We start from the raw sequence: 24,731 nt of genomic DNA, 5'->3' as shown, positions 1-24,731 counted from the left end.
GCGCGCGTTACTTCCACACTCTGACGGGAATGAACATGAAACTACGTGACAAGATTGCCCTGGTCACGGGCGTGGGCCCAGGACTCGGTCTTGCATGCGCGGACGCTCTTGCCGCCGAAGGCGCCAGCATCGTCATATGCGACGTCGACGAAAACGCGCTGGCGGTGGCCCGCGCCGCTGTCGAAGCACGCGGCGCTGAATGTCTTGCACTCCGGTGCGACGTGTCGTCGAGCGAAGAGGTCAGGCATATGTTTGCGCAGATCACGGAGCGCTTCGGCACGTTGCATATTCTCGTGAACAATGCCGCACTGACGCCTAACCGTCCTATCGACACCGAACGACGCAACAAGCTGTACGCGTACATGCAGACGCCCATGCCACGGCAGTCGCTGAAATTCACCAGCGAAATCAGCGACGAAGAATGGCATCGCTACTGGGGCGTCAACGTACACGGTGTGTTTTATTGCACGCGTGAAGCGTTGAAACTGATGGAACCACAGCGCGACGGGAAAATCATCAACATCGCGTCGATTGCCGGACTTTCGACCAGAAGCGCGCACAGCCCGCACTACTGCGCCACGAAGGGCGCGGTCATCGCCTTCACGAAGTCGGTTGCTTTTGAAGTGGCCGGTGCCAATATCTTTGTGAACGCGATGGCGCCGGGCGGCGTCGCCACGCCGGCATTCAACGACTATCTCGACAAGATCGGCGAAGACGCCCGCAACCGTTTGTGGCAAAGCTGTCCGTTGGGGCGTTTTGGCACCGTAGAAGAGTATGCGTCGACAGTGGTCTATCTCGCGGGGGACCATTATCTCGTGGGTCAGGTTATCAGCCCGAACGGGGGCTCGGTGATATGAGTACGAAACCATCAGAACCAGCCACGGCGATTAGCACGAGCGATCGACAGCCGACACCGAACTACGACACGATGCGCGCCGCAGGGCTCGTCGCCCCCACGCTCGATCCGCTCGCTGAATGGGATCCCGAGTGGACCGAGTCGTTCATGAAGCTCAGCCAGAGCGCCCAGACCAGCGACGTGCTCGACCCGCGCCTCGTGGCGCTGATCCGGTTGAATATCGACGTGACGGCCACGCATATGTATGGCCCTGGCGTGCGTCGACATGTTCGCGACGCATTGCGACTGGGCGTCACGCGAGCGCAGATTCTCGAGGTGTTCAAGCTTGCGAGCGTAGTCGGTATTCACGCATGCGCGCTCGGTGTACCGATTCTTGCCGAAGAACTCGCGAGTGCAGGACTGCCCGACGAACCAGCGCCTGCCACGTCGACGCCAGTTTGTGATCATGTGCGCGCGAGCGGGATGTTCAATCCGCTGTGGGAGACGATCTATCGATGGGACCCGCAATATCTCGAGGCATTTCTCGCGATGGGTCTGGGTTTGTGGCGCGACAACGTTCTGCCACCGTTGTGGATCGAGTTCCTTTGCATCGCGGGCGACGCCGCAATCACCCATATGTACGCGCACGGCACGCGGCGTCACATCCAGGCGGCACTCGTACTCGGTGCAACGCGTGAGCAGATTCTGGAAGTGCTGAAAATAGTCAGCCTGCAAGGCATCGAGGCATGCGAGCTCGCCGTGCCTTTGCTGCAGGCCGAATGTGCGGAGCACGACCGTGCCCGGCGTAAAACGGCTTAAGGCAGGGCCGTGCCTTCCGCGCGACGTGTCGCATAAGGCATGCGTGCGGAACCTTCACCATGCGACGGCGACTTTGCGCCGTCGCACTGAATGTAGCAGATGGAGACACCATGAGTCATGCCGCTTTGCAGGCTGAGGCGATCAGCGGGTCGCGTTCATCACCCGAAGTCCGGGAGACATACCGCAAGATCGCCTGGCGGCTGCTGCCGTTCCTGTTTCTGGCCTACGCAGTCAATGCGATCGACCGGATCAACATCTCTTTCGCCAAACTGCGCATGGCGCAGGACCTCGGTCTGACTGATGCCGCCTACGCCATCGGAGCCACAGCGTTCTTCGCCGGCTACATTCTCTTCGAAATTCCGAGCAATCTGTATATGCAGCGGGTCGGCGCGCGTGCCACGCTGACCCGTATCATGATTCTCTGGGGACTCGTCACTGCGCTCACCTGCATGGTCTCGACACCGGTGCAGCTTTACATCGCGCGATTTGTTCTCGGTATTGCGGAAGCAGGCTTCTTTCCCGGCGTCATTCTTTACATGACCTACTGGTTTCCGTCATGGAAGCGCGGGCGGGTGACGTCGATTTTCTTCATGGCGGGTTTTGTCGCGGGAATGATCAGCGGTCCGCTAGCCGGCGCAATCATGACTGAACTCGACGGTTGGCATGCGATGAAGGGATGGCAAACACTGTTCATCCTGGAAGGCATTCCTGCGGTGTTGCTCGGCGCATTCGCGTGGTACTGGCTCGACGATCAGCCCGCGCACGTCAAATGGCTCACCGATCAACAGAAGGCGATTGTCGCCGACAATCTGCGGCTCGACCGTGAATCGAATCATGCGCCGGCGCGCACGTTCGGGAGCGTCATCCGCGATCCCCGTTCCTACATTCCTGGAATTGTATTTTTCGCGATTTATTGCGCGACCAACACGGTCGCCTACTGGATGCCGTCATTGCTTGAGGGCGCAGGATTCACTGATATGCGCAGCATCGGTTTGATTGCGAGTGGACCGTATGTACTCGGCGCGGTCGCCATGTATTTGTTGGGACGCAGTTCGGACCGTCGTCTGGAGCGCCGCTGGCACCTTGCGGCGACCATGTCGACGGCGGCATTGAGCTTTCTCCTGATGCATCTCGTTCATGCGAACGCGTTGCTATCGACCGTTTTTATGACTGTCGGGGCGGCGGCTTGCCTCGCGGCAGTGCCCGTGTTCTGGACCATTCCGCCGGCATTCTTCAACGCCGGTGCAGGGGCAGGTGGCATCGCGCTTGTGAGCAGCCTGGGGTCAATTGCCGCGGTAGTCAGCCCGGTCACCGTCGGTGCAATCAAAATGCACACGGGAAGTCTCTACATCGCGTTCGACGTAATCGGCGTGATCCTGCTGGTGGGCGCGATCGTGCTGCTCACCGGCATCCCAGCCGCGGCTCTCCAGGAACGCCGGCACTAGAATCCGCGATTTCATATTTGCCTTAATCAGCGGTCTCTCATGCGCCCAGGCGATTTTGCCGGGCGCAGGGAAACGGCTGCTCTCGCCACGTCCAAGGAAAACGGAATGAATAGCTCGATGATGCAGATGCCACTGCTCATTTCCTCGTTGCTGGTGCATGCGGAGCGCCATCACGGCGACCAGGAGATCGTCTCGCGGCGCGTCGAAGGCGATGTGCACCGATTGACCTTTCGACAGTTGGCACAGCGTGTGAGACAACTTGCCAACGCGCTGGCCGCACTCGGCATCAGATCTCCCGACCGTGTCGCTACGCTCGCATGGAACGGGCATCGGCATATGGAACTGTATTTCGCCGCATCCGGCTCCGGCGCCGTGCTCCACACATTGAATCCACGTCTGCATCCTGACCAGCTGCTCTACATCGCCGATCACGCGGAAGATCGTGTGCTGTTCTTCGACCTGACTTTTCTTCCGCTAGTGGAGGAAGTCGCTAAACGATGCACTACGTTGAAGACGTTTGTCGCGATGACCACCCGTGATCATATGCCGGATTCCAGTATCGCGGACCTGCAGTGCTACGAGGACCTGCTCGACGCGCAGCCTGGCGACTTTGCATGGCCCATGCTCGACGAGAATCAGGCAGCGTCGATGTGCTACACGTCCGGCACCACAGGTATGCCAAAGGGCGTTGTCTACAGCCAGCGCTCGACGGTGCTGCACACCTACGCAGCCGCTTTGCCCGATGCGCTCAACTGCTCGTCGGGCGACGTGATTCTGCCAGTGGTTCCGATGTTTCATGTGAACGCATGGGGCTTGCCGTACATCGCTTGCATGGTCGGCGCGAAGCTGGTGTTTCCTGGACCTGCACTCGATGGCGAATCGCTTTACGACCTGATTGAATCCGAAGGCGTCACGCTGTCAGCGGGTGTGCCGACTGTATGGCAAGGCCTGCTGGCATGCGCTGATCAGCATGACCTCACATTCACCACCATGCGGCGCACGGTCGTCGGCGGCGCAGCGTGTCCGCCGGCCATGTTGCGGCGGTTCCAGAATCGCTATGACGTGGAGGTTCTGCACGCGTGGGGCATGACTGAACTGAGTCCACTAGGCACGGTCTGCAGTCTGACCGGTGCGCAACGCACGAAACCCACGCAGCAACGCGAAGCGATGCAGGCCAAACAGGGGCGTGCGGTATTCGGTATTGACATGAAGCTCGTCACCGATGACGGCCAGGAGCTTGCATGGGACGGCGAGAGTGTGGGGAACCTGCTCGTGCGTGGCCCGTGGGTCGCGGCCGGCTACTTTCGTCACGAAGGCACGGCACCGCTTATCGACGGCTGGTTTCCAACCGGCGATGTTGCCCGCATCGACCCGCGAGGTTTCATGCAGATCACGGACAGAAGCAAGGACGTGATCAAGTCCGGTGGTGAATGGATCAGTTCCATTGATATCGAAAACCTGGCGATGTCGCATGAAGCCGTTGCAACGGCCGCCTGCATTGGCGTCAAACATCCAAAGTGGGACGAACGGCCACTGCTGGTCGTCGTCAGGAAAGCAGACGCGCACGTGTCGCGCGAAACACTGTTGGCGTTCATGGACGGCAAGATCGCGAAATGGTGGATGCCTGACGACGTCGTCTTCGTCGATTCGATTCCTCTCGGCGCGACCGGCAAGGTGCAGAAAAACCTTCTACGCGAACAGCTCGCGCCGATACGTGCCTAGACACCGGTTTCAGGTTCACAAACAAAGCACCATAAAAAGGAGACAGCATGAAACTGAAGTTGATGGTCGCGTTAGCAGCAATGGCATTTGGCGCTGTGGCTCACGCGCAATCGTCGGTCACGTTGTACGGTTCGGTTGACGGCGGCCTGCTGTATCAAAGTACCTCGGCAGCATCGTTTAGCCCTACAGCAAAAGATCTCGGCAAGATCTATCGGTATAAGGACGCGGGCATCTATTCGAGTTTTTGGGGGCTGAAAGGCGTAGAGGACATCGGCGGCGGTTACGCCGTCAACTTCAGATTGCAGGGTGTGCTCGATACGGGTACTGGCAAGCTCGGACTGTCAGATACGGCGGGCGTGCCAGGGTTCTTTAACCAGATTGCGACGGTGGGTGTCAGTGGTCCTTTTGGTTCCATCAACGCAGGCCGCCAGATCGCTCCGATGATCTATGCGATGGCGGAGACCGATGTCCGCGCATCGCAGTATTTCGGCAGTATTCTGAGCGGGTGGCTCGGGTTGAACACGGCAGCAGGCTGGCCAGGTACAAGCACAAATGGTCCGATTGGCGCGCTATATGACAGTAACGCGCTGGTCTATCGGTCGCCGGTCTTCCACGGAGTGAGCACCGAACTCGAATATGCGCTCGGCGGCGTGGCGGGGCAACCGCAGGGCAATACGCGCGAGTCGGCCGTGCTGAAGTATTCGGGTTACGGGCTACGACTTTCTGCGCTTTACTACAACGGCCACGATACCAACCCCGGCCCGACCACTGTTCCGACCGGACTCAACAACAACCGATACTGGTATCTGGGCGCGCTCTATAAGTACGAAGGGTTCTCGATCTCCGGTTCGTATAGCAATGGATCGAATCCCGCGCACAGGAATCTGGTCGACCTGGATCTGTACTCGTTCGGATTGGGGTATCGCTTCGCCCCCGACTTCCAGATCACCGGTGGTCTCTACTACATCAAAGACAAAAACACTTCAGCGAACAAATCACTGCAGATCGCAGCTGGGGCGGAATACAACCTGTCAAAGGCCAGCGTGTTGTATGCGCAGGTCGGTTGGGTCAACAACCACGGGGACATGACGCAAACCATCACCTACGGGCAACCTGCTGCGCCAGGTATGGGGACGACTGCAGCCATGATAGGGATCCGGCACAACTTCTAAACAAACGCAGGCTGGCGTTCGCCTCGACGGATGCCGGTCTGTGGCATTTCCTATGAACGGAGTCCGGGTCTGAAGACCGGGCTTATCATGCAGCAGTCCGAGTCATTGATCGAAATGACCTCTTTCAGATGCCGCCTGGGAGCGAGTGAAACATCTATTCGCCGCGCCTGGCCAACCACGTGACCGACCCCGGCGAGACGTCCGTCGCATCCTGAATGCCATTCTCCGGGTTAAACAGAACGACGAGAGGGGGCATCGCCTTCCCTTGACCTTCCCATCGCCACAGACCTTTTACGCGAAGCTTCATGCCTGGCGACGCACGTGACTCCTGCAACAGGTCACCGAACGGCTTTGTGCGAAACCACTTGACGGCGGTTCGCCCGAAAACCGATCGGGCGTATCGCCAGTTGTCTTTCATCTAGGTTTGTGGCTGTCAGCGTTAGATTTCTCTTTAGCGGCCGCAGAAGCCGGCGCTTCCCTGGAAACCCATCATGTCACTTCTCATCCTGCATATTGGTCATTTTTAGTCGGGCCGCGTTTCTGCGCAATTCAGTCGGCGTTCGTCCATTCCATCGTTTGAACGCGCGCGTGAAGTTGCCCTGGCTCTCGTAGCCGAGCCGCGTCGCAATGCCGGCAATCTGAAGGTCGGTCTGCGACAGCAACTGATTCGCCAGATCGCGTCTGACGTCTTCCAGCAATTTCTCGTAACTCGTATGCTGTTCGTCGAGATGTCGATAAAGCGTGAAACGGTGGATTGCAAAAAATTCCGCGACTTTCTGTGAGGTACAGCCGGTCGGAAGAAGCGTTTCGATCACCTGCCTGACCCGCGCGCTGAAGTCGTCGGTCTGGCGCGCCTCCAGCTCGGTCATGTGTTGATGCAGGAAGTGGCCAAGCTGCTGGTCGTGGCTCGACCTCGGCTGATCGAGCAAGGACTGGGGAAACAACACCTCGTAGTGCGCCTGGCCGAACCATACAGGCGCTTGAAAATATTGTTCGTACAGCGCACTGGCTTTTGGCTTCCGATACGCGATCCGCACCAGGGTAGGCCGCCACGTGCGACCGAGAATCAACTCCAGAATCCTCACGTTCGCCGCGAGATACGCGGTAAGCAGATGACGCGCGCCCGGAATGCCGCCGTCGATCGACATTGACATACAGGCGTAGCCCTCATCTTCCGTCATGCTGACATGCAGCCCCCGATACCAGACACCACAAAAGCGGATCAGGCTTTCGACGGCCTCGCGCACCGTGGGTGCGTTCAGTACCAGAAAGCGCAGGGGCCCTGCATTGTCAAGTGTTGCTCTTTGTCCCAGCAGAAGGCCGAGGTGCTCGCAGTCAATCAGCTTCGCTGCCGATTCGAGAATGCGGCCGTGTGAGACTGTCGACAAGGGGCTCAGTGGCGAAGCTAACGCTTCGTCTGTCACGCCGAAGGATTCGAGAAGCGCCCAAGGGTCCGCACCATGCTCGCGCAGGACAGCTGGCAACGATTTGAGCGCGCCGATCGGGATGGACTTTTCCGCTTTGGGTGCGCGCTTCATGTTCTGGCTCTTTGAGCAATGCTGAATGGCGAATAATCTGACGTCACTTGATGCCATTTTACCGCTGTTAGGTCCCGCGTCTAATCGCGGAACAAAAGCCTTACACCTGCATCGCCATCTCTACGGGATTTCGCAGAATCACGGCAGGGAAGTTGCACTCGCCCATTACGCCGAAGCAACGGTGAAAAAAACCTGGCTATGCGAATTCACGCAATACGACGAGCGATCAAAATGCAATCCCAGCCTCATGCTCCTGCAATTGAAAGAGACTCGATGAGCACCTTGGCAAGGTGGTTCTCAGCCCGCTGCCCGAACGCCAGCGCCTTCCTGACGTCGGACCGATTCTCAACCTTCCAGTGCGACACGCATAGCCGAACAGAGCTAGCTGGTTGTCGGGCGACCGCGCTACCACCCTCCGTCCGGCCTTTTGCGTGAGAAAAGCGTTTGGCCTACGTTCTGACGTTGCGCCCGATCCGGCCCAATGTTGGCATTTTGCCGATGAAGGAATGGTGATCTTCGCCAATCGGATGACCGGAAGCAGAGTGAAGCCGACGTCTGAACGTCCGATCGACAGGACGAGCGAATGACGCTATGTGGCCGATTGGGTGACTTCGCCAGCGGCCGCTTAGTGGCACTCCCGTTTGCAAAACCTGATTTTGGCTGACTGACCGGTTTGAAGAAAGTTGTCTGACCGGAGTGGGTCGACAAGACTCATTCGCCAAAAACGAATGCGGACATTCGCGGGTACCGGGTCGCGAATGTCGGCTAAGCGATCTCGAACTGCCGCACGTTCTTCAGCGGCCACCGTCCGCATTGGCCGATTATGCCAAGTCGTTGATTATGGAAAGTAGCAGGTCGGAACTCGCGTCGAGAGCTGATGGAAAGCGGCAAGCACGAATTCCGGCCTTTGCATAATCACAGCGCCTTCAGGAAGTTGAGCAGCGAGTCAGGTGCCCGATAGCGCGGGACCTTGCTGCCTGGTTCGTGAAGCCTGGCAAGCGCACGTTCCTTCATGTTCAGGTCGGCTTCGACGTAATGGTGTGTCGTGACGGGGCTCTCATGTCCGAGCCACAACGCGATTACGCTGATGTCGACGCCAGCCTGTAGTAGGTGCATGGCCGTGGTGTGTCGGATGGTATGGGGCGATACGTGTCGCTCTGCCAGACCGGGAGAGGAACGGGCTGCGTTCCTGGCAGCCAACGTCAGCCTCAACGCAACATTGGCTCTCGTCATTGCGTGACCGTTCCGATTCGGAAGCAGTGGCGATGTCGGCTGGAATTCCGGATTGACCCGCAACCATGCCCGTGCCGCCTTCACGGTAGAGCGCCAAAGCGGCACACTGCGCTGCTTGCGTCCTTTGCCGCGCAAATGAATGCAGGCAGAACTGTCATCAAGGACCACATCCGCAACTTTCACCCCGGTAATCTCCGAGACGCGCGCTCCGGTGTTGTACATCAGCAGGAACAGAAGGTGATCGCGTTGGCTCAGCCAGGAACCGCCGGGCGTACCGATCACCGTTAGCATCTCCTCGCGCGACAGATAGCTAAATATCGGGCGATCGAAGCGCTTGACCGGAACGCCCAAGGCGCGCTCAATCGCTTGTAACGACGCGACATCGCGGTGCGCGGCAAACTTCAGGAACGACCGCAGCGCTGCCAGACGTGCATTGCGCGTGCGTACACAATTGTGCCTTTGACGTTCAAGGTGATCGAGGAAGGCCATGATCAGTTCCGGCGTCATATCGGCGAGTGCCATCGTGGCTGGCGGCTTGCCCAGGCTCGCCTCTACGAAGTCAAGGAAGAGTACGAAGCTATCGCGATAGGCTGCAATGGTTTGCTCGCTGAGTGCCCGCTGCTGGGTCAGGTATTCGGCGAACCAGGCTTGCACGAGCGCGGCAAACGAAGGCGCTGTCTTAGTTTGCCTATACATTGCCGTCTCCGGCGAGATCGGCGAAACGCTCAAACTTGCCGCCGGCCAAGGCCATCAATTCCGGAACAGCCGTCAGATACCAGTACGTGTAGAAGATCTCGGCATGACCCATGTAGGTCGACAGCGCCAGCATCATCTGATCGATGTCGGTACCCTCGGCATGCCAGAGCATCATGCGTCGCACGGCGAAGGTATGCCGCAGATCATGAAGCCGTGGCGCCGTATGAGCGCCGCGGTTCACCCAGCCAAGGCTATCACGTAGCGAGTTGAAGACACGATGAGCCTGTCGCTCTCCAAGGGGCTGTCCCAGTCGCCGACCACGACTGCTGATCAGAAACGACATGTCAGGGGTATTGGCAATCTGCTGAATGCGTTGCCGTCGGTAGCGCCTTAACGCGGCAACGGTGCCCGGATGGATCGGCAGTTGTCGCGACTTGGCGACCTTGGTCTGTCGAATGGTCAGCATCCCACGCTTGAGGTCGACGTCGGCATCGCGCAAATGAATGGCCTCGGAGACCCGCAGGCCAGTCGAGGCCATCAGGCCGAACAAGGTCTCGTAGGTAACTGGCCGGAGACTTCCCTTTGGATCGAGCCGGCAGGCCGCCGCCAGCAACGCAACGATTTCGTCCTCATGGAAGATATGCGGGGCAACACGTCCCCGCTCAGGACCGAACACCGCTTCCTCCGGGATTTCGGTATCCGGTTCGAACTGCTTCAGGTAGCGGGCGAAGTGGCGAACTATCGCCAACCGGGCCGCCCAGGTCGCCGGCGTGTCACGGTGCCATTTATCCTGCCGGGCCCAATCCGTCATGAGGTCGGCCGTAAGTGGGCCACGGTGATGCCGATCGGCGGCGTAACGGGCGAAACTGGCCAGGAGCGTGTCCCGCGAGCGCAACTCAAATCCCAGGGAGCGCCTCTCGACGAAGTAGTCGTCGATCCGCTGCTGCAAGCTGATGCGCGCGCTCATGATTGACTCCCCGGCCACGGCAGAGCGACTGCCGACAGCTTCGGCGTGTCTAGCTTGGCGTAGATCAGGGTGGTATTGAGCGACCGGTGACGCAGCAGGTCAGCCACTTCCTTGAGCGAGCTGCCGTTCTCGACGAGGCGACAGGCCAGGGTATGCCGAAGTGCGTGGGCAGTGGAGTGCAGCAGACCGCTACGACTGCAGGCCCGCTTGATCACCTTCTGGACCGCCGTCGAGGTAACGGGCTGGTCTCGCCCTGCTACTCGCCGGACAAAGAGGGCCGGGTGGCTGGTCGCTGGACGTTCGTGTTGCAGATAGTCAGCCAGCGCCTGCCCGCATGCCATCGGCAACGGCATGACGTCCTGGCGCAGCGACTTCGTGCCTCTCAACGTCACAGTGCCTTCGCGCCAGTCGATGTCGCGGATCATGAGATGTGCGATCTCGCCAGAACGCAACCCCATGTCCAGTGCCAGCCGGACCATCGCATAGCTACGCTTCGGCCAGCGCCGAGCGCCTGCAACGGCGCCCAGGAGGCGGATAACTTCTTCTGGCTTGAGCGCACGTGGCAGGGATGCCAGCTTCCAGTGGACCGGATTCAGAATGACGGTGGAGAGCTTGCCGGGTTGGTCTCCGCAAACGGTCCGGTAACGCAGATAACTACGTAACGTTGCTGCCAGATGGGAGGCATAAGAAGCCGAGCCGCCTGCTCTCAACTGCGCCGAAAGAAACTGGCGAACATCGTCGGGGCGCACCTTTCTGAAGTCGATAGCGCACCGCTCGAATCTGTCTCGCAAGAGCAAACCGACAACACGAAGTCGGTTCTTACGGGTCTCGGCTGCCAGTCCCCGTACATCGCGCAGATATGCATCGTAGCGATGCAATTCGGCAGTAATGTGCGGTGGGAATGATGCAAAAGACGGCGCGTTGGACTTGGCCGGGTACAAACGGGTTGGCTTCATAACGGTCCCCTCAGGTGGAACCGTTACTCCAGATCATCGCTGAGATTATGTCGAGTTCGTGGGGCGTCACCTGCCGCCACACCCTGTGATTACCGGTTCGTGCCGCCGACCAGCACAGCTACTTTCCATAATCAACGACTTGGCATAATCGGCCTTATGCGAAGCTTTCCATAAGGCCGATGAACCGCCATCAACTTCGGCAGGTTCAGCGACCGCTTTCGGTGTGCTACCGACGCTCGAATGTCCCCCCGCGTCATCAAGTGAACGTCGCTTCCTCGCCGAACTGAGCCAAAGACTCGCCTCGCAGCATGGACAGAGTTGGCGGAGTCGGCTCGGTCGAAAGTTCGCCATCTTCACGATAGGCTAATTGATGGCACAGATCCGTCGCATGCCTTGTGCGGCTATCCTGCAATGGACAGGCGCCTCATCGAGTTTCGTGAAGCATTACGGAGAGTGCCGGGCATTGCGCAGCCGGAGTTGCTTGACCTGCTAACAATCCTGGCGGCGCTGTTCAATCTTGCTGGCAGTGCGGTTCAAGACGCGCTGTTTCCGGGCACGCGGTCTGAGGCGGAGTTTCAACAAGATGTTCGAGCTGCATTGCGCCGCGGCCCATCCATTGGGGTCGAACTGGACGAACATGCCAACGCAGCGGGTGGTGCCACCGATCTATCGTTCCGCGGAACCCCTATCGAGTTGAAGGTTGAGACGTCGGCATTTTACGCTCTAGAGGATGGCCGGCGCTTTACCAATCAGACAGCATCCTATGCGGTAGCGAAGGGTAGAAAGACTGCGGTGCTCTGCGTGCTGGATTGCAGCCCAAAGAATGGGCCGCCGCATGACCCCGCGCAGTTGGTGGGCCTTCAATCCTTGCAAAATGGTGACCAGATCTGCGTGCTGATCATCCAAGGAAATTTGCGGAAACTGAGCGCGCTCTCGGGCGGTTCGGTGTGCCAATAAGATGTAGAGGCGGAAAGCACTCGGGGATGCCACTACGTCAGACGAGCTTGTCTGGCTGCGGGAGATCGTCAACGGAATAGGCCGTCTGCTGCCTGACGTTGCGACGGGGGCGGTACTCCCATGGCTGGTGTTGGGCGTCCCAAATGCCGCAAGACGGACTTTATTCCGCGGCAGGATCGTCGAACTGTGATTTCCTCGTGTCATGACGGACTTTGCGCCTGAGCACACTCCTAAGTCGAGCGCCTTTCCATTCAACGACTTACGAACTGGCCCTTGGACGGACTTTATTCTCTCAGATCACTATTGATGCGAGAGAATAAAGTCGGTCAGCGACGAATGAAGTTGGTCCGAGCGTTGGTTCGGCATGCGTCAGAGAGATCAACGGGCGGCCGTGGGGAGCGTAATGATGTAGGCGCGAATGGCGCGGCATCGACGCTATCGGAGTGGAAGGTCCATCGACATCTTTCGAGGGCCGCTCGCGGCCATTGTCATGTCAGTCAGTGCGGCCCATTCACCGCAACGTCGCGGTGCCACAAGCACTCCGGAGGGAGCTCGGGTACAGCGCCCAAAGCGCGATGTCTGTGTAGGCACCAGGGTGGCGCGAAGGGCAACCGTAACGCGCAGAAAACCCAGCGGCCGGTGCAATTCGAGATCACCGAGGCTGCGCACAGCGAAGCACCCGGTCTGACCGCACGGGCGATCGAGACGCAGACGGGGGCGCGGGGCGGGATTGGCCGATCTCGAGGTCACAGGCGCAAGCCTACTGTACCGGGCGATGGCAACCAGCAGCATGTCCGGAGACCTTTGTTCAACGTATGCGCCAATTTTATGAATCGCTTCGTGTGGTATCGGCCCCGATGGGTCGGGACCGGGGCTTACGCCATTTCGGAGGCCCGTGCCAGTGCTTGCGTGTCGATATACTCCCGGATGTTCGTCAATTTACCGTTTCGAACGGTAACGGCAAAGACCCAATGGTCCTCCCACGTCCTATTCGTGGCTTTGATTCTGCCCCTAGCGAAGCCGACGACCAGAACCCGGTCTCCTTGCGCTACGAATTCGCGGGGCTCCACGAATGTCGTTTCCATCGTGTCAGATTGCGTCTGAAGCAAATCCGCCAAGCCCACATGCCCGCGGCGCGTGCCGGCTAGCGGCCAGTCCTCGCCCGGAATGATCCACTCAATATCTTCGACGGACAACGCGAGCAGGCCCTGCTTATCGCCGCGACCGATCGCACCAAAGAAGTCCTTAACAATCTGGACATTCTGTTCAATGCTCATCACACTTCTCCATTTCTCTCACATCGGATCGTCCACTGTCAGTAATTCAGCCGAGACCGATGCCAAGTTGTTGCCGCATTACCGAAGCCTCGTTGTAGCAATGGAAGGATATGACCTTTCCATGCTCGAGGTGAACAACATCGCAGCTTGGGACATCGATTGCCTTGCCTGTGGGAGCTAGAGTTCCAGAAGCAAGGGCCAGCTCGCCTTGATGCGTTCCCCGAATTGCGAGCTCGACAACGACGACGTTCTCCGCGACGTAGATGCCAAGCAACTCACGGTGGACGTCGGGGAATGCACTTGCGAACCCGGCAACGGAGTCACCCATGGTCTGCCCGCGGAAGTTCATGCCGGTAGCCATATCCCACATGTATCCTTCGTCAGAGAACATGAAGACAAACTTCTCGATATCCGTTACTCGGCCCTCCGCGGCGGCGTAGAGTTCCCTGATGACTTCTTCATTGCCAGGCATCTTGAATCCTTCCTGTAGTCGGTGCTGTCTCTTGACTTGCTCTCAATGGCGGCGTGCACCTGCTGGTAGGGCCGTGACCGGTGATTCAGCCGAGATCGACGTTCAAGGCGAAGTCCCATGTGCCGGCGCCGTTTTTGGCCAAGCCGATCATCATCAGGCCGAGCGCCTCTAGCGTCTGGGCCATCTGCAGGCCGCCGACATCAAACGGACGCAGCCCGAGACTTTCGAGGAAGGTCGAGACGCGGGCCTTCGCCTTCACATCGTCGCCCGCGATGAACGCGTCGAGGCGTCCACCCTTGGCGAGTACGTGACCGAAGATGGTATTGAAGGCCTTCACCACATGCGCGCCGGCGGGGATGCCCTTGGCGGTCTCCTGCGCACCGGAACTGCCGGGAGGGGTCACGAGGCCCGAAAGGTCGGCGGCGACCGGGTTGGTGATGTCGATGATCAGCTTGCCCTCGAGCGCTTTCCCAAAGTCGGCCACCACCGCCGCCGCGCTGGCGTACGGCACGGCGAGGATGACGATGTCACCCGCCGGCGCGGCGCCGTACTTCCCTGTGATCGCTCCGGACGCGAGCTGGTCGGCCAGTGCCTGCGCCTTTGCGTTATCGCGGCTGATCACCTCGACAGTCTGTCCAGCTTTGGCGACACGGCCAGCGATCGCAGTGGCCATCCCTCCTGATCCGATAATGCTAATAGTGCTCATGTGCAGTTTCCTCGTTAGTTGGGGTGTTGCTGTCTGCCGGGCTCGTTCCGACCCGGCTCCCTACCGTCAGCCCAGTTCAGCCGGCGGGGAAATAATGACCGTTGTCCATGTCCTCGAGCAGGCCTGGCTGAGCAGGCTCCCAGCCGAGAGCCTTGCGCGTGATGGCGTTGGACGCCGGGAAGTCGCCCGTGACCACAGCCGAGAGGAACCCGAAGTAGCCCGGCACCATCAGTTCGTCAGCGGGAATGCTCACAGCGGGCACGCCCAGGCGAGCGGCGATGGCCTCAGCAATCTCGCGCAACCGGATACCCTCGTCGGCGACCGCGTGCCAGGTCTTGCCGGCAGGACCTTTCTCCAATGCCAGTCGGAACAAAGAGGCCAGATCGCGGATGTGCACGGCGGGCCACCGGTTCTTGCCCTCTCCGGGGTAGCCGATGACGCCCTTCTCCTTCGCAAGCCCGATCAGGATCTGGAGGAAGCCGACGCGATCGGCCGTGCTGTGTGCGATGAGGGGAATCCGCACGACCGACGACCGCACGCCTTGCTCAGCAAGGCCGACGACAGCGGTCTCCACGACGTTGCGAGCCCGCAGGGTGCCCGCGTCCAAGGGCCTGCTAGGAAGGGCGGGGTCATCCTCGGTCGCCGGCCGGCCCAAGCTGACCGGTGCGACGATAGGGGCCTCCCGACCCACGTTCGTGGGTGCGCCGATGCTGCCGGCAACGACCAGCGGTTTTCCGGTCCCCGCCAGCGCCTCGCCGATAGCGAGCACGATTGAGAGCTCCGAATTGCCTAAGGCGGCGATCCCACCGGCCTGAAGCAGGTCAGCCCGGTATCCGACGTGGATGACGCCGTCGGACTCGGCCGCTGCCGCCTTGAGCCCATCGAGGTCGCTAAGATCCCCGCGACGCGCCTTGGCGCCGAGAGCGGACACCGCAGCGGCCGACTCGTCCGTTCGGGCCAAGGCGGTGACCTCGTGGCCGGCCGCGACGAGGTCGGGGATGATGTGCGAACCGGCGTGGCCGGTCCCGCCAGTGACGAAAACGTGCATGCAAATGCTCCTTGTGAGTGATGCGAGAAGTGGTGGTACCCGTGCGCTCAGCCGGGATGGCTGATACCGAGTGAGAAGTTCGTGTGGTTGACGGAGTGGGTGGCGAGGCCCAGTGTCAGCAGGGCGGCGTGCTCGAGCGTCCGCGCCATCGGCATCGGCCCGGTATCCATCGGGCGCAGTCCGAGGCTCTCGATGAACGCCGAGACGCGTGCCTTCGCCTGCGCGTCGTCCCCGGCGAGGAACACGTCCAACGGGTTGCCTCCGCCTGGACCGGCAGCCAGTACGTGAGAGAACTGGGCATTGAACGCCTTGACGACATCCGCATTGGCGGGGGCGAGCTTGACGATCTCCTGCGCGCCGAAACTGTCCTCAGGGGTCACAAAGCCCCTGAAGTCGGCGTCGATGGGATTGGTGATGTCGACGAGGAGCTTGCCTGCCAGCTCCTCGCCGTACTGCTTCACCACGTCGAGCACGGCTGCGTAGGGAACCGCCAGGATAACGATGTCTCCGGCCAGGGCGGCGCCGAACGTTCGTGTCGTCGCGCCGGCTCCGAGCTGCCCGGCCAGCGTCCGCGCCTTGACGGCGTCGCGACTCGTCACCTCGACGGCGTGTCCGGCCCTGGCGGCGAGGCCGCCGATCGCTGCGGCCATGCCACCTGCGCCAATGACGCTGATAGTGCTCAAGTGCAGTCTCCTTGTGAGTGGGTTGGTGCTCGTATTCTCTAAAGGTCATGCTAGCCGCTTTACTTGCAAAAAACAAGTAAACATGAAAATTTACTTGCGTCATGCAAGCGATGTTAGGATCTAGCTATGAAGACGACATCTAAAGAAGACATTCGGTCCCATTGCGCAGTGAACTACGGCGTGGAGATCTTCGGCGACCGGTGGTCGCTCCTGATCATTCGCGACATCGTTTTTGCTGGCAAAAAGACGTATGGCGAGTTCCTGAAATCGGAAGAGGGAATTGCGACCAATGTTCTTGCTTCCCGACTTGCCTTTCTTGAGGAGCAGGGAATTCTCTCGAGGGCGCCCAGCCCCGACGACAGGCGCAAGGACTTCTACACGCTGACCGAGAAGGGCCTGGACCTCATTCCGATCATGTTTAACATAGTCATTTGGAGTGCGAAGTATGATTCGAAGTCGTACGTGCGGCACAGCAAGGAGTTTTTTGCTCGATTGAGTCGAAGTCCCATGCAGGTGAGCGAAGAAGTGAAGGCGCTTGTCCGCAATGGCGGGTGTGTCTTTCCTGAGAGCAAGGAATGAGCAAGTGAAGCCGCCATCAAGGTTGCACCAACCCAGCGGCTGTTCAGGGTCCGAAAGACTCGGTCATTGACAGCAAGAGTCGGCACATTCGCCGTTGGAACAGTGCGAGCGACGGTGGAGCAGCTTAACGTCGTGCCACTGATACCAGACGCGTGACTGCCACCCGCAATAGCAGTTGCTTGCCGCGAATGGCTGAGTGCACCGGGTATGGTGAGCGCGACGCGGTGGACCGGCTTGCAAGTCTGAACTGCGGGTCGCGGAGGCGCCGGCGCCCGTTTGTCTAACTTTCCCGAGCAGTTCCTCGCCAAGTAACCTCGAGACAGCGCCGAGTATGAGTCTGACGGACTATATTCCGCTTCGGATTCGCTTTAGCTCCAGAACGGTTCGCGTGACTTACTTTCCCCGCCTGTCGTCGGCAGGAATTTCGTTGTACAACTGTGGGGCATCGACCGCCGCCGTGACCGACTTTATTGTGTCGGACTACTGTGGCACGTCGAACAGACGGCGCGGAGATCATGGTTCTGCGCGCGGAAGCGTCGAAAGGGCAATTGACACTGGTGCAATCGCCGCCGACGAGCAGTCAGGACTTTCAGAGCGTGAAGAGCGGAGCCGAACTTGCGCTCAGCCATGACGGGCTCATGTTTGAGCAGAATAGCTTCGTATCATAGGCGCATTAGCAGAACGAGAACTGCGCGTGGCAAATGGAGATGTGGCTTTTTTCGGGCCGGGAATTGCAGTTATGCGTATGGCCGATCAGCACTTTTTAATCCATTTGACATATAAAACAGCGCGCAGTTAAGCAGGCAGCTATGTAAGCCGTCATTCATAGTAAGAGCGTTGCTATGCGTGCGGCAGCGACACGATTTATCTGCCGAGCGACGTCGACTGAATGCTATTCGATGGTTCAGCCGGCTATTGCCGAAGAAAATCGAGCAATTGAATTGAGCGGAATTCATTACCCTAAATTTCCAAACCTTTTTTGCCGATAACAGGCGGTGTGTTTTTGCGCGTGCCTGGAGGTCATCTCAAGCCGGCGCACAACACAGCCAAGGAGTTTTACACGGCACCAAACGGGCAGTGGAGAAAAAGAATATGCGTATCAAGCAAGGGAAATCGGCTTTCGGGGTAATTGTTGCGCTCTCTCTGGCAGCGAGTCTGGCTGCATGCGGCGGGGGTGGCGGCGGTGACGGCGGCACGAACAGCATGGCCAACACCGGCACGAACACGAGCAACGGCACGAACAGCGGCACCAACACCAACACAGGCACGAACACCGCCGGCAACACACCAATCATCACCCAGACACCGACTGACGACGGCCAACTGCACGCGGCCTGCTCGAACTGCGGCGCGGCCGACGACTCGACCTACACGGGTAGCGGCGTGGGCCTGTGGCAAGCGCTCAACACGGGCGCGCAGCCCGACACCGTCAATGTGTCGCTCAAAGGCACGACGGGCCGCAACGTCACGCTCGTTTTCACCAACGAGCTGGCAACCCCAGTGGCCTTCGACGCGAGCGTGGCGGCTCCGGCGGCGGATGTCGTTTCCATGAAGGCGCAGGCTTCGGGGGCATCGACAGGCGGAGAAGACGCGCTCATGCAAAGGATTCACGAATTCAACTCGACCGGCTGGAAGACGCTGGTGCAGCAGAGCGCGGCTTCGTCGGCTGCTTCGGGTTTGTCCGCTGACATCGTCGGCCGCGTGCAGCGCTCGGTGGTGACCTACAACATCGGCGATACGCGCGACTTCTGGCTGGCGGACTACACGCAGCGCCACATGACGCTTCAGGCTGTGGGCACGACCACAGACGGCACGAAGGTCAATATCTGGGTCGAGACCTCCGAATACGGCACAGGCAAGATCACGCCGGCAATCGTCAGCAGTCTTTTGCAGAACTACGCGGGCACGGGCGGCGTATACGACATGGTCACGGGCGTGGGCGGACCTTTCTGGGGCACGGTCAGCACGGCCGGCATGATTGGCGCATCGCAACCGGTCGACCTCGTCGTCGCGAACTTCGATCACGATGCGCAGCCGTACGGCATGGTGGGCTACTTCTGGTCGCTGAACAATTTCGTCAACCAGGGCAGCGGCCTGACGGCTTACAGCAATGCGGACCTGTCGCTGTATCTGGATTCGGAGACGCTGTATCTGGCCGGCTCGGCCGGCATGAAGTCGATGCAGACCGTGATGGCGCACGAAAGTACCCACATGCAGAACTTCTACCGACGTGACATGCTGATGGGGGCGCAGTACACGTACGACACATGGCTCGAAGAAACGACCGCGATGATGATGGAGGACTGGGTCAGTTTCAACATCGACTCCACCTACAACGCCGTTCGCGACAACCGCTTCATCAGCTATCTGACGTACAACAACCACGGCAGCTATACCTGCGGTCTGACGACGTGGGACGTGGGCGACACGACGTGCGACAGCTACACGACCAACGGCTCGTTTGGCGGCTTCCTGAACCGGCAACTCGGCCTCGCGTTTTACAAGGCCCTGTTGAACGACAAAAATGCGACGACGTCGATGGCTATTCTGAACGACGCCATCAAGCAGGTTCGTGCGGATTCGAGCGTTGCTCAGGAGTTGCGCCACTTCACCGCTGCCGCAAGCGCTCAGGTGCCGCTCACGGCGAACATGGCGCAGTACAGCTTCCCCTCGCGCGCGGAAGGTGGCTTCACGCTGCCGTCCATCGATCCTTCGAAGATGGTCCGTTTGCTGCCGTCGGCCTCGCCGGGCATTCTATTGGGCTACGCGAGTTTCCCGGTAGTGCGTTCGCACGTCGCGAATACTTACCAGGAAACGGTGACCTTGCCGCCTGGCGTCACGCTGTCGGTCATCGTGCAGTGACCTGGTCGCGCGGCGGCATCGCGTGGAATTGATTGAAGAAGCCGTCCCCTTCCCGGGACGGCTTTTTTCGCGCATGCTGCTGGCTGATCGAAGTTGATAACCACTGCACACGTACGGTTTGACCCGGCTGCCGCTATGCTTCGAAAACTTCTGCTGTCTGCATTCGTTCTTTGTGCCGGTGTTGCGTGCGCAGGCGTAGCGCGTCCCGGCGACCCGGTCGATCTGCGCGGTACGTTGGTGCTTCGCGGCAATGAGCCGTTTACGTATGCCGTCGTTTCCGACGGCAAGACGATGTGGCAACTCGTGGGCGTGGAGCGCGCGACGGCACTTCGCTTGCAGGGCCGGCTCGTTCATGTGACGGGCCGGGTAGGACAGACCGCCGTGCCTTCCGGGCTGCCTGCGGTTCAGGTCGATGCGGTGGAGGTGGATGATGGGACGAGGCGTTGAAGTACTCAGCACCCGTCCCCGGAGTCACACGCCGCTGCGGAAATCCTCCGCATCGACGTCATACCCCGACGGCTCCCAGCGAATTGCGAGCAACGCCAGCAATCCGCACAACGGTGCGAACGCGATGACCCAGAAAACACGCGTGCTCAGCGCAGCTGCCAGCACCGGAAAGAGGAAGAGCGACGCGGCCGAGCTGGCGCGCATCAGCGTCTGGTTGAAGCCCACGCCGACCCCGCGCAGCGACGTCGGGTAGCTCAACGACGCGAAGGTCATGCTGTGCGATCCGGGTCCGATGCCCTGGCCCAGCAGGAACAAGGCGAGCAACGCAACGGCCGCGACCACCTCGGGTACCGACGACGGACGCCCCACGACGGCAAGACCCAGCAGCGAGATCAACTGGAGTGCGTAGCCCAGTACCGTCAACTTCCACGCGCCGACCGCCGGCACGATGCGCACCGCAATCAGCCCGCCGACGAAAGCGAAGCAGAGATTCAGCGCGAGCGAGGCGAGAATCGTCGTGAGCATCGACTGGGCAAGGAAGCGCGAAATGATGACAGGCAATCCGAACGCGACGGCGTTATAGGCGAAAGCCGAAGCAATGCCGATGACGGTCGCGAGAACCGTTCGCCGCAGATAGACACCGCGCAGCAGCGCGCCGTAATTGCGCCACGAACCTGTGCGCACGGGCGCACGATCGGCGATGGTTCCGACTTCCGGCGCGAGCTCCGCATCGATTCCGTACGAACGCTTCAGAATGCGCGCTGCACCTTCAAGGTCGCCCTGATTGGCGGCCCAAACGGGCGATTCGCTGATGTATCGGCTGCGAACGGCAATGATGATGATCGCCGGCACCGCGCCGAAGCCGAGAATCAGACGCCATAGCAGGCCCGAGTGGCTGGCCGGCAATGTCGAATAGAAGCCCAGCACGAGCAGGTATGAGATGCTGATCGCCGCATACCAGACGGGGCACCACGTGGCGATACGCGCAGCCTTGTTGCCGCGTCCCGACAGGCGTGAGAACTCGGCCAGAAAAGCCATCGCGACAGGCAGATCGATACCCACGCCGAGCCCCATGACGAAGCGCGCGCCTCCGAGCACCCAGGCGTTGGGCGCAAATGCGCATGCCAGCGCCGCGACCACGAAGAAAAACATGTCGGCCATGAACACGCGATAACGGCCGATCTTGTCGGTGAGAAAGCCCCCGAAAAAAGCGCCGAAAATCGCGCCGAACGTGATCGCCGACGCGACGAGCCCGGTGCCCGCAGGCGTTAGCGAAAATTCGCGCGAGACGTCCTTGAGGCCGAACGCGAGCGCGCCGAGATCATAGGCATCGAGAAAGACGCCGCCGAGCGCGATGGCAACGACGATGCGGGCGTCGCTGCCGGCCGCCGCGCCGCGGTTGACGAGGTCGGAAACATCAGAAGCCGAACGGATGACAGGCTTTGCGGGCCCGGTTGTGGACGCAGCGGACGCCGTGGGCGCAAAGGTAGTTGACATGCAAAGACGACCGGCAAAAAGGCGCCATCGTACGCCGGACCTTTGGGGCCGCACAAATCCATATTGGTTATTTGCTCATGCAGTCAACGGGCGGAATCGTCGTGCATAGCGCTTTTTTCCGCAATAAGCTGAGATTTTTGAGGCTATGTAATTGAAGTTTACGTAATAATTGCTGCGCACGCCCCGTTTGAATTCCATCAACCGTCAAATGTGCAGGTCATGGCTTTTAGCGAACCAAGGTCTCCATTTTTCAGGTGGGTCGTGTCTTCCGCTCAGGAACTCAGTCCGGAAAATCGCCAAATCCTGCTCGCTCATCTATTCACGCGAACGTCGTCGATCATATTTGCGTCGATCTGCGAAATCAGCGTCTGCGCCACCGCTTTCTATCTTTATCCGATCCCGCTCTATGCAGCGTGGGGCATCGCTGTCGTCGTGCTCCTGTTGGCGCGCCTTGCGCTGATCTGGTTGTGCCGCAAGCGCAGCGCGCAAAATCGGCCAACGCCGACCTCCGCGTTTTTGCTGGCGAGTCTGCTGTGGAGCGTGCTGTTCGGTTTCGGCACGTTGTTGTGCAATATCAGCGGAGATCCAACGCTATTCCTGCTCGGAAACGTTTGCGCGGTCGGTGTGATCGGCGGATTGGCCGGCCGCAATGCCGGCACGCCCAGGCTCGCGATGCTGCAGATCTCCTTCATCCTGAGCCTGTTGGGTCTCGGCGCGGCGATGTCGCCAGGCAACGGCAAGCTCGTGCTGCTGTTTCAGGCGCCTTTCTGTGCCGCCGGTTTCTTCACTGTGGCGTTGCGCAGCAATCGCGACACCGTCGCCCTGTTGCTGACGCGTGAAAATGCCCATCGCCTCGCGCGTCAGGACAGCCTCACCGGCCTGCCCAATCGCGCGCATATCAGCGAATTGCTGCTCGAGCGCACCGGGCAGGGCGTGTCGCGTGAGAAACAGTCGTTCGCTGTTCTACTGATCGATCTGGATGGTTTCAAGGCGATCAACGACAGCCTCGGCCATGCCGCCGGCGATCAGATTCTTCAGGAGGCGGCGGTCCGCTTGCGTGAAATCCTGCCGGGCGGTGATCAGGTCGGACGCCTCGCGGGTGACGAATTCGTCGCGATTTCCGACGGTATCAGCGAGATCCGCGAAATTCGCGTGCTGGCCGACCGCATCGTCAAGACGCTCGCACGTCCGTTCGTGTTGAGCGAGGCGCTCGTGCATATCGGCGCGAGCGTGGGGGTTTCGCTTTATCCGGAGCACGCGAAGACGGGGCCGCAATTGCTGATCTGTGCTGACCGGGCGTTATATGCGGTCAAACGCAGCGGAAAAAGCGCGTTTGTCATCTTTGATACCGACAAGCACGTTTCCGACGAAAGCCTGAGCCTGCTGCGTAGCGACCTGGAAGGAGCGCTGAAGTCGTTCAACGGCCTGCGCATGGAGTATCAGCCGATCATCGATCTCAGCGACGGCACAATTTCCGGCCGCGAGGCGCTGATTCGCTGGACCCATCCGAACCGCGGCGAACTGCCTCCGTCCGCGTTCATCCCGACCGCCGAACGCACCGGCCTGATTCTCGCTCTCGGCGAATGGGCGTTGTTGCAGTCGTGCACGGAAGCTGCGACGTGGCGGGACAAGGTCGCCGTCGCTGTCAATGTCTCACCCGTGCAGTTGCGGGAGGAGTCGTTTGCGTCGACGGTTGCGGCGATTCTTCGGAAAACGAGACTGCCGCCCACGCGCCTGAACCTCGAAGTCACGGAAACGGTGCTACTGAACGACGATGCCGTCACGCAGCGCAACGTCGCGAGGCTGCGTGCGCTAGGCATCGGCATGGCGCTCGACGATTTCGGCACCGGCTTCTCGACCATGTCGACGCTCGTGCGTTTTTCGTTCGACAAGCTGAAGATCGACAGCTCGTTCGTCAAGGAGTCCGTGCACGGGCGCGAATCCGCGGCGGTGGTGCGCGGGATCGTCGCGCTGGCTCGCGAATTCGGCATGCCGACCACGGCAGAAGGTATCGAAACGCAGGAGCAGCTGGATTTCGTGCGTGTGTGCGGCTGCACGCACGCGCAGGGCTTTCTGTTGGGCAAGCCGCTGCGCGGCTGTGAGATCGAGCAGATCGACGGACAACTGACCGTGAGCGCGCGTTCCTGAAGACTGGCATCGAGGTGGCAATGGACTCTACACTGCAATTCCAGCTGCGGATCACCGTCTCGCCTGAACTCGCGGATGCACTTCGCAGCGACCCGACGAATGCCGCGCACGCCGCGCTTCGCGACATTCCGCGCAGGCACGGCGCGACGTTGAAGTGCCAGTTCGATGCATTCGCCGATTACGTCAACGAGGCGGAAAGACTCGGGACCGAAAACTATCCGCTCTATCAATGGACGCGGGACACCATCGAGAACCCGGAGAAGAAAGCGAAGTATCTGCAGTCGTTCACGATCTATGTGAACGGTGACGAGGTCTATGGCAAGGACGTCGCGGATGCGATGGAAACCGAATTATTGAAACTGGTCGATGCAGATGGCGTTAGCCGCGTTTCAAGGTTCGATACGCATCCGGCGAATAATCCGCAGCCGCCTGCGCGCTAGCGGTTGCGCTTAGCCGCCGTGTACGTCAGCCGCCGCCGACGCGGCAGAGAAAGTAAAACTGCTGCGATCAATCCACACATGGCAGGCCTTTCTGCCACGCGCCGTTCTCATCCCTTTTCCACGTTATCTTCTTCGTGTCACGCGCAACGACCGCGACGCCGCCCACGCACGGCCCATCCTTTCATCCGGGTGTCACACCTTCACGGCTAGGATCGATGCTCGTAGCCGTCAC

The 24,731-nt window shown here is 60.0% G+C and carries 22 protein-coding genes; 12 read left to right on the top strand and 10 right to left on the bottom strand.

Annotated elements, in window-relative coordinates; translation table 11 throughout:
- Positions 1-35: 35 nt before the first annotated feature.
- The 5 genes from B0G69_RS31225 to B0G69_RS31205 all read left to right on the top strand — a co-directional run bounded on the left by B0G69_RS31225 (position 36) and on the right by B0G69_RS31205 (position 5,993).
- A complete protein-coding gene (locus B0G69_RS31225) occupies positions 36-857 on the top strand; it encodes an SDR family oxidoreductase (RefSeq protein WP_121323983.1) in 822 nt (273 codons plus the stop codon).
- The gene (locus B0G69_RS31220) at positions 854-1,654 is read left to right on the top strand and encodes a carboxymuconolactone decarboxylase family protein (protein WP_121323723.1); all 801 of its coding nucleotides are present in this window, start codon (positions 854-856) and stop codon (positions 1,652-1,654) included. The genes B0G69_RS31225 and B0G69_RS31220 overlap by 4 nt, the downstream gene beginning before the upstream one ends.
- Before the next feature lie 110 nt (positions 1,655-1,764).
- Positions 1,765-3,099 carry an MFS transporter gene (locus tag B0G69_RS31215; protein WP_121323722.1) on the top strand — a complete coding sequence of 445 codons (1,335 nt, stop codon included), beginning with the start codon at positions 1,765-1,767 and terminating at the stop codon, positions 3,097-3,099.
- Between the two features lie 105 nt (positions 3,100-3,204).
- Positions 3,205-4,821, top strand: coding sequence for a 3-(methylthio)propionyl-CoA ligase (locus tag B0G69_RS31210; protein ID WP_121323721.1), 1,617 nt, complete (start codon positions 3,205-3,207; stop codon positions 4,819-4,821).
- A 47-nt stretch (positions 4,822-4,868) separates the two neighbouring features.
- Positions 4,869-5,993, top strand: a complete 1,125-nt coding sequence (locus tag B0G69_RS31205; RefSeq protein WP_121323720.1) for a porin — start codon at positions 4,869-4,871, stop codon at positions 5,991-5,993.
- Positions 5,994-6,487: 494 nt separating this feature from the next.
- On the opposite strand, the gene B0G69_RS31195 is transcribed toward B0G69_RS31205, so the two are convergent.
- Entirely contained in the window at positions 6,488-7,531 is a 1,044-nt protein-coding gene (locus tag B0G69_RS31195) for an AraC family transcriptional regulator (protein WP_121323718.1), read from the bottom strand.
- A gap of 25 nt (positions 7,532-7,556) precedes the next feature.
- Here B0G69_RS31195 and B0G69_RS40780 point away from each other — a divergent pair, with 25 nt between their 5' ends.
- Positions 7,557-7,808, top strand: coding sequence for a hypothetical protein (locus B0G69_RS40780; protein ID WP_147440791.1), 252 nt, complete (start codon positions 7,557-7,559; stop codon positions 7,806-7,808).
- Positions 7,809-8,446: 638 nt separating this feature from the next.
- Here the strand turns inward: B0G69_RS40780 and B0G69_RS31190 are convergent.
- From B0G69_RS31190 to B0G69_RS31180, 3 genes are read right to left on the bottom strand one after another with little or no spacing between them, the layout of a single operon-like run.
- The gene (locus tag B0G69_RS31190) at positions 8,447-9,460 is read right to left on the bottom strand and encodes a tyrosine-type recombinase/integrase (protein ID WP_121317754.1); all 1,014 of its coding nucleotides are present in this window, start codon (positions 9,458-9,460) and stop codon (positions 8,447-8,449) included.
- Positions 9,453-10,427 carry a tyrosine-type recombinase/integrase gene (locus B0G69_RS31185; protein WP_121317752.1) on the bottom strand — a complete coding sequence of 325 codons (975 nt, stop codon included), beginning with the start codon at positions 10,425-10,427 and terminating at the stop codon, positions 9,453-9,455. Before B0G69_RS31185 ends, B0G69_RS31190 begins: the two co-directional genes overlap by 8 nt.
- Positions 10,424-11,383: a tyrosine-type recombinase/integrase gene (locus B0G69_RS31180; protein ID WP_121317750.1), complete on the bottom strand. Its 960-nt coding sequence runs from the start codon at positions 11,381-11,383 to the stop codon at positions 10,424-10,426. Before B0G69_RS31180 ends, B0G69_RS31185 begins: the two co-directional genes overlap by 4 nt.
- 411 nt (positions 11,384-11,794) lie before the next feature.
- Between B0G69_RS31180 and B0G69_RS31175 the strand changes: the two genes are divergently transcribed.
- Entirely contained in the window at positions 11,795-12,340 is a 546-nt protein-coding gene (locus tag B0G69_RS31175; protein ID WP_241991522.1) for a hypothetical protein, read from the top strand.
- Positions 12,341-13,215: 875 nt separating this feature from the next.
- Here B0G69_RS31175 and B0G69_RS31170 read toward each other — a convergent pair.
- From B0G69_RS31170 to B0G69_RS31150, 5 genes are all read right to left on the bottom strand, one after another.
- Positions 13,216-13,617, bottom strand: a complete 402-nt coding sequence (locus B0G69_RS31170; protein WP_121323717.1) for a nuclear transport factor 2 family protein — start codon at positions 13,615-13,617, stop codon at positions 13,216-13,218.
- A gap of 46 nt (positions 13,618-13,663) precedes the next feature.
- Complete coding sequence (locus tag B0G69_RS31165) at positions 13,664-14,089, bottom strand: ester cyclase (protein WP_121323716.1); 426 nt, start codon at positions 14,087-14,089, stop codon at positions 13,664-13,666.
- A gap of 85 nt (positions 14,090-14,174) precedes the next feature.
- Complete coding sequence (locus B0G69_RS31160) at positions 14,175-14,801, bottom strand: NAD(P)-binding domain-containing protein (protein WP_277873592.1); 627 nt, start codon at positions 14,799-14,801, stop codon at positions 14,175-14,177.
- Positions 14,802-14,871: 70 nt separating this feature from the next.
- Entirely contained in the window at positions 14,872-15,843 is a 972-nt protein-coding gene (locus B0G69_RS31155) for an SDR family oxidoreductase (RefSeq protein WP_121323714.1), read from the bottom strand.
- Between the two features lie 47 nt (positions 15,844-15,890).
- A complete protein-coding gene (locus B0G69_RS31150) occupies positions 15,891-16,526 on the bottom strand; it encodes an NAD(P)-binding domain-containing protein (RefSeq protein ID WP_121323713.1) in 636 nt (211 codons plus the stop codon).
- 126 nt (positions 16,527-16,652) lie between these two features.
- Between B0G69_RS31150 and B0G69_RS31145 the strand changes: the two genes are divergently transcribed.
- From B0G69_RS31145 to B0G69_RS31135, 3 genes are all read left to right on the top strand, one after another.
- Complete coding sequence (locus B0G69_RS31145; RefSeq protein ID WP_121323712.1) at positions 16,653-17,105, top strand: helix-turn-helix domain-containing protein; 453 nt, start codon at positions 16,653-16,655, stop codon at positions 17,103-17,105.
- 1,092 nt (positions 17,106-18,197) lie between these two features.
- Positions 18,198-19,967: a hemagglutinin gene (locus B0G69_RS31140; RefSeq protein ID WP_147440790.1), complete on the top strand. Its 1,770-nt coding sequence runs from the start codon at positions 18,198-18,200 to the stop codon at positions 19,965-19,967.
- Between the two features lie 135 nt (positions 19,968-20,102).
- Positions 20,103-20,414: a hypothetical protein gene (locus B0G69_RS31135; protein ID WP_121323710.1), complete on the top strand. Its 312-nt coding sequence runs from the start codon at positions 20,103-20,105 to the stop codon at positions 20,412-20,414.
- Positions 20,415-20,438: 24 nt separating this feature from the next.
- On the opposite strand, the gene B0G69_RS31130 is transcribed toward B0G69_RS31135, so the two are convergent.
- A complete protein-coding gene (locus B0G69_RS31130; RefSeq protein WP_121323709.1) occupies positions 20,439-21,911 on the bottom strand; it encodes an MFS transporter in 1,473 nt (490 codons plus the stop codon).
- A 219-nt stretch (positions 21,912-22,130) separates the two neighbouring features.
- On the opposite strand from B0G69_RS31130, the gene B0G69_RS31125 reads away from it, so the two are divergent.
- Together B0G69_RS31125 and B0G69_RS31120 are read left to right on the top strand one after the other, a co-directional pair.
- Entirely contained in the window at positions 22,131-24,059 is a 1,929-nt protein-coding gene (locus tag B0G69_RS31125) for an EAL domain-containing protein (RefSeq protein WP_121323708.1), read from the top strand.
- A gap of 20 nt (positions 24,060-24,079) precedes the next feature.
- The gene (locus B0G69_RS31120) at positions 24,080-24,499 is read left to right on the top strand and encodes a hypothetical protein (RefSeq protein ID WP_121323707.1); all 420 of its coding nucleotides are present in this window, start codon (positions 24,080-24,082) and stop codon (positions 24,497-24,499) included.
- Positions 24,500-24,731: the final 232 nt, after the last annotated feature.

It is taken from the genome of Paraburkholderia sp. RAU2J (assembly GCF_003634845.1).
Classification (GTDB): Bacteria; Pseudomonadota; Gammaproteobacteria; order Burkholderiales; family Burkholderiaceae; genus Paraburkholderia; species Paraburkholderia fynbosensis.
This window is presented reverse-complemented; position numbering and strand designations above follow the sequence as displayed.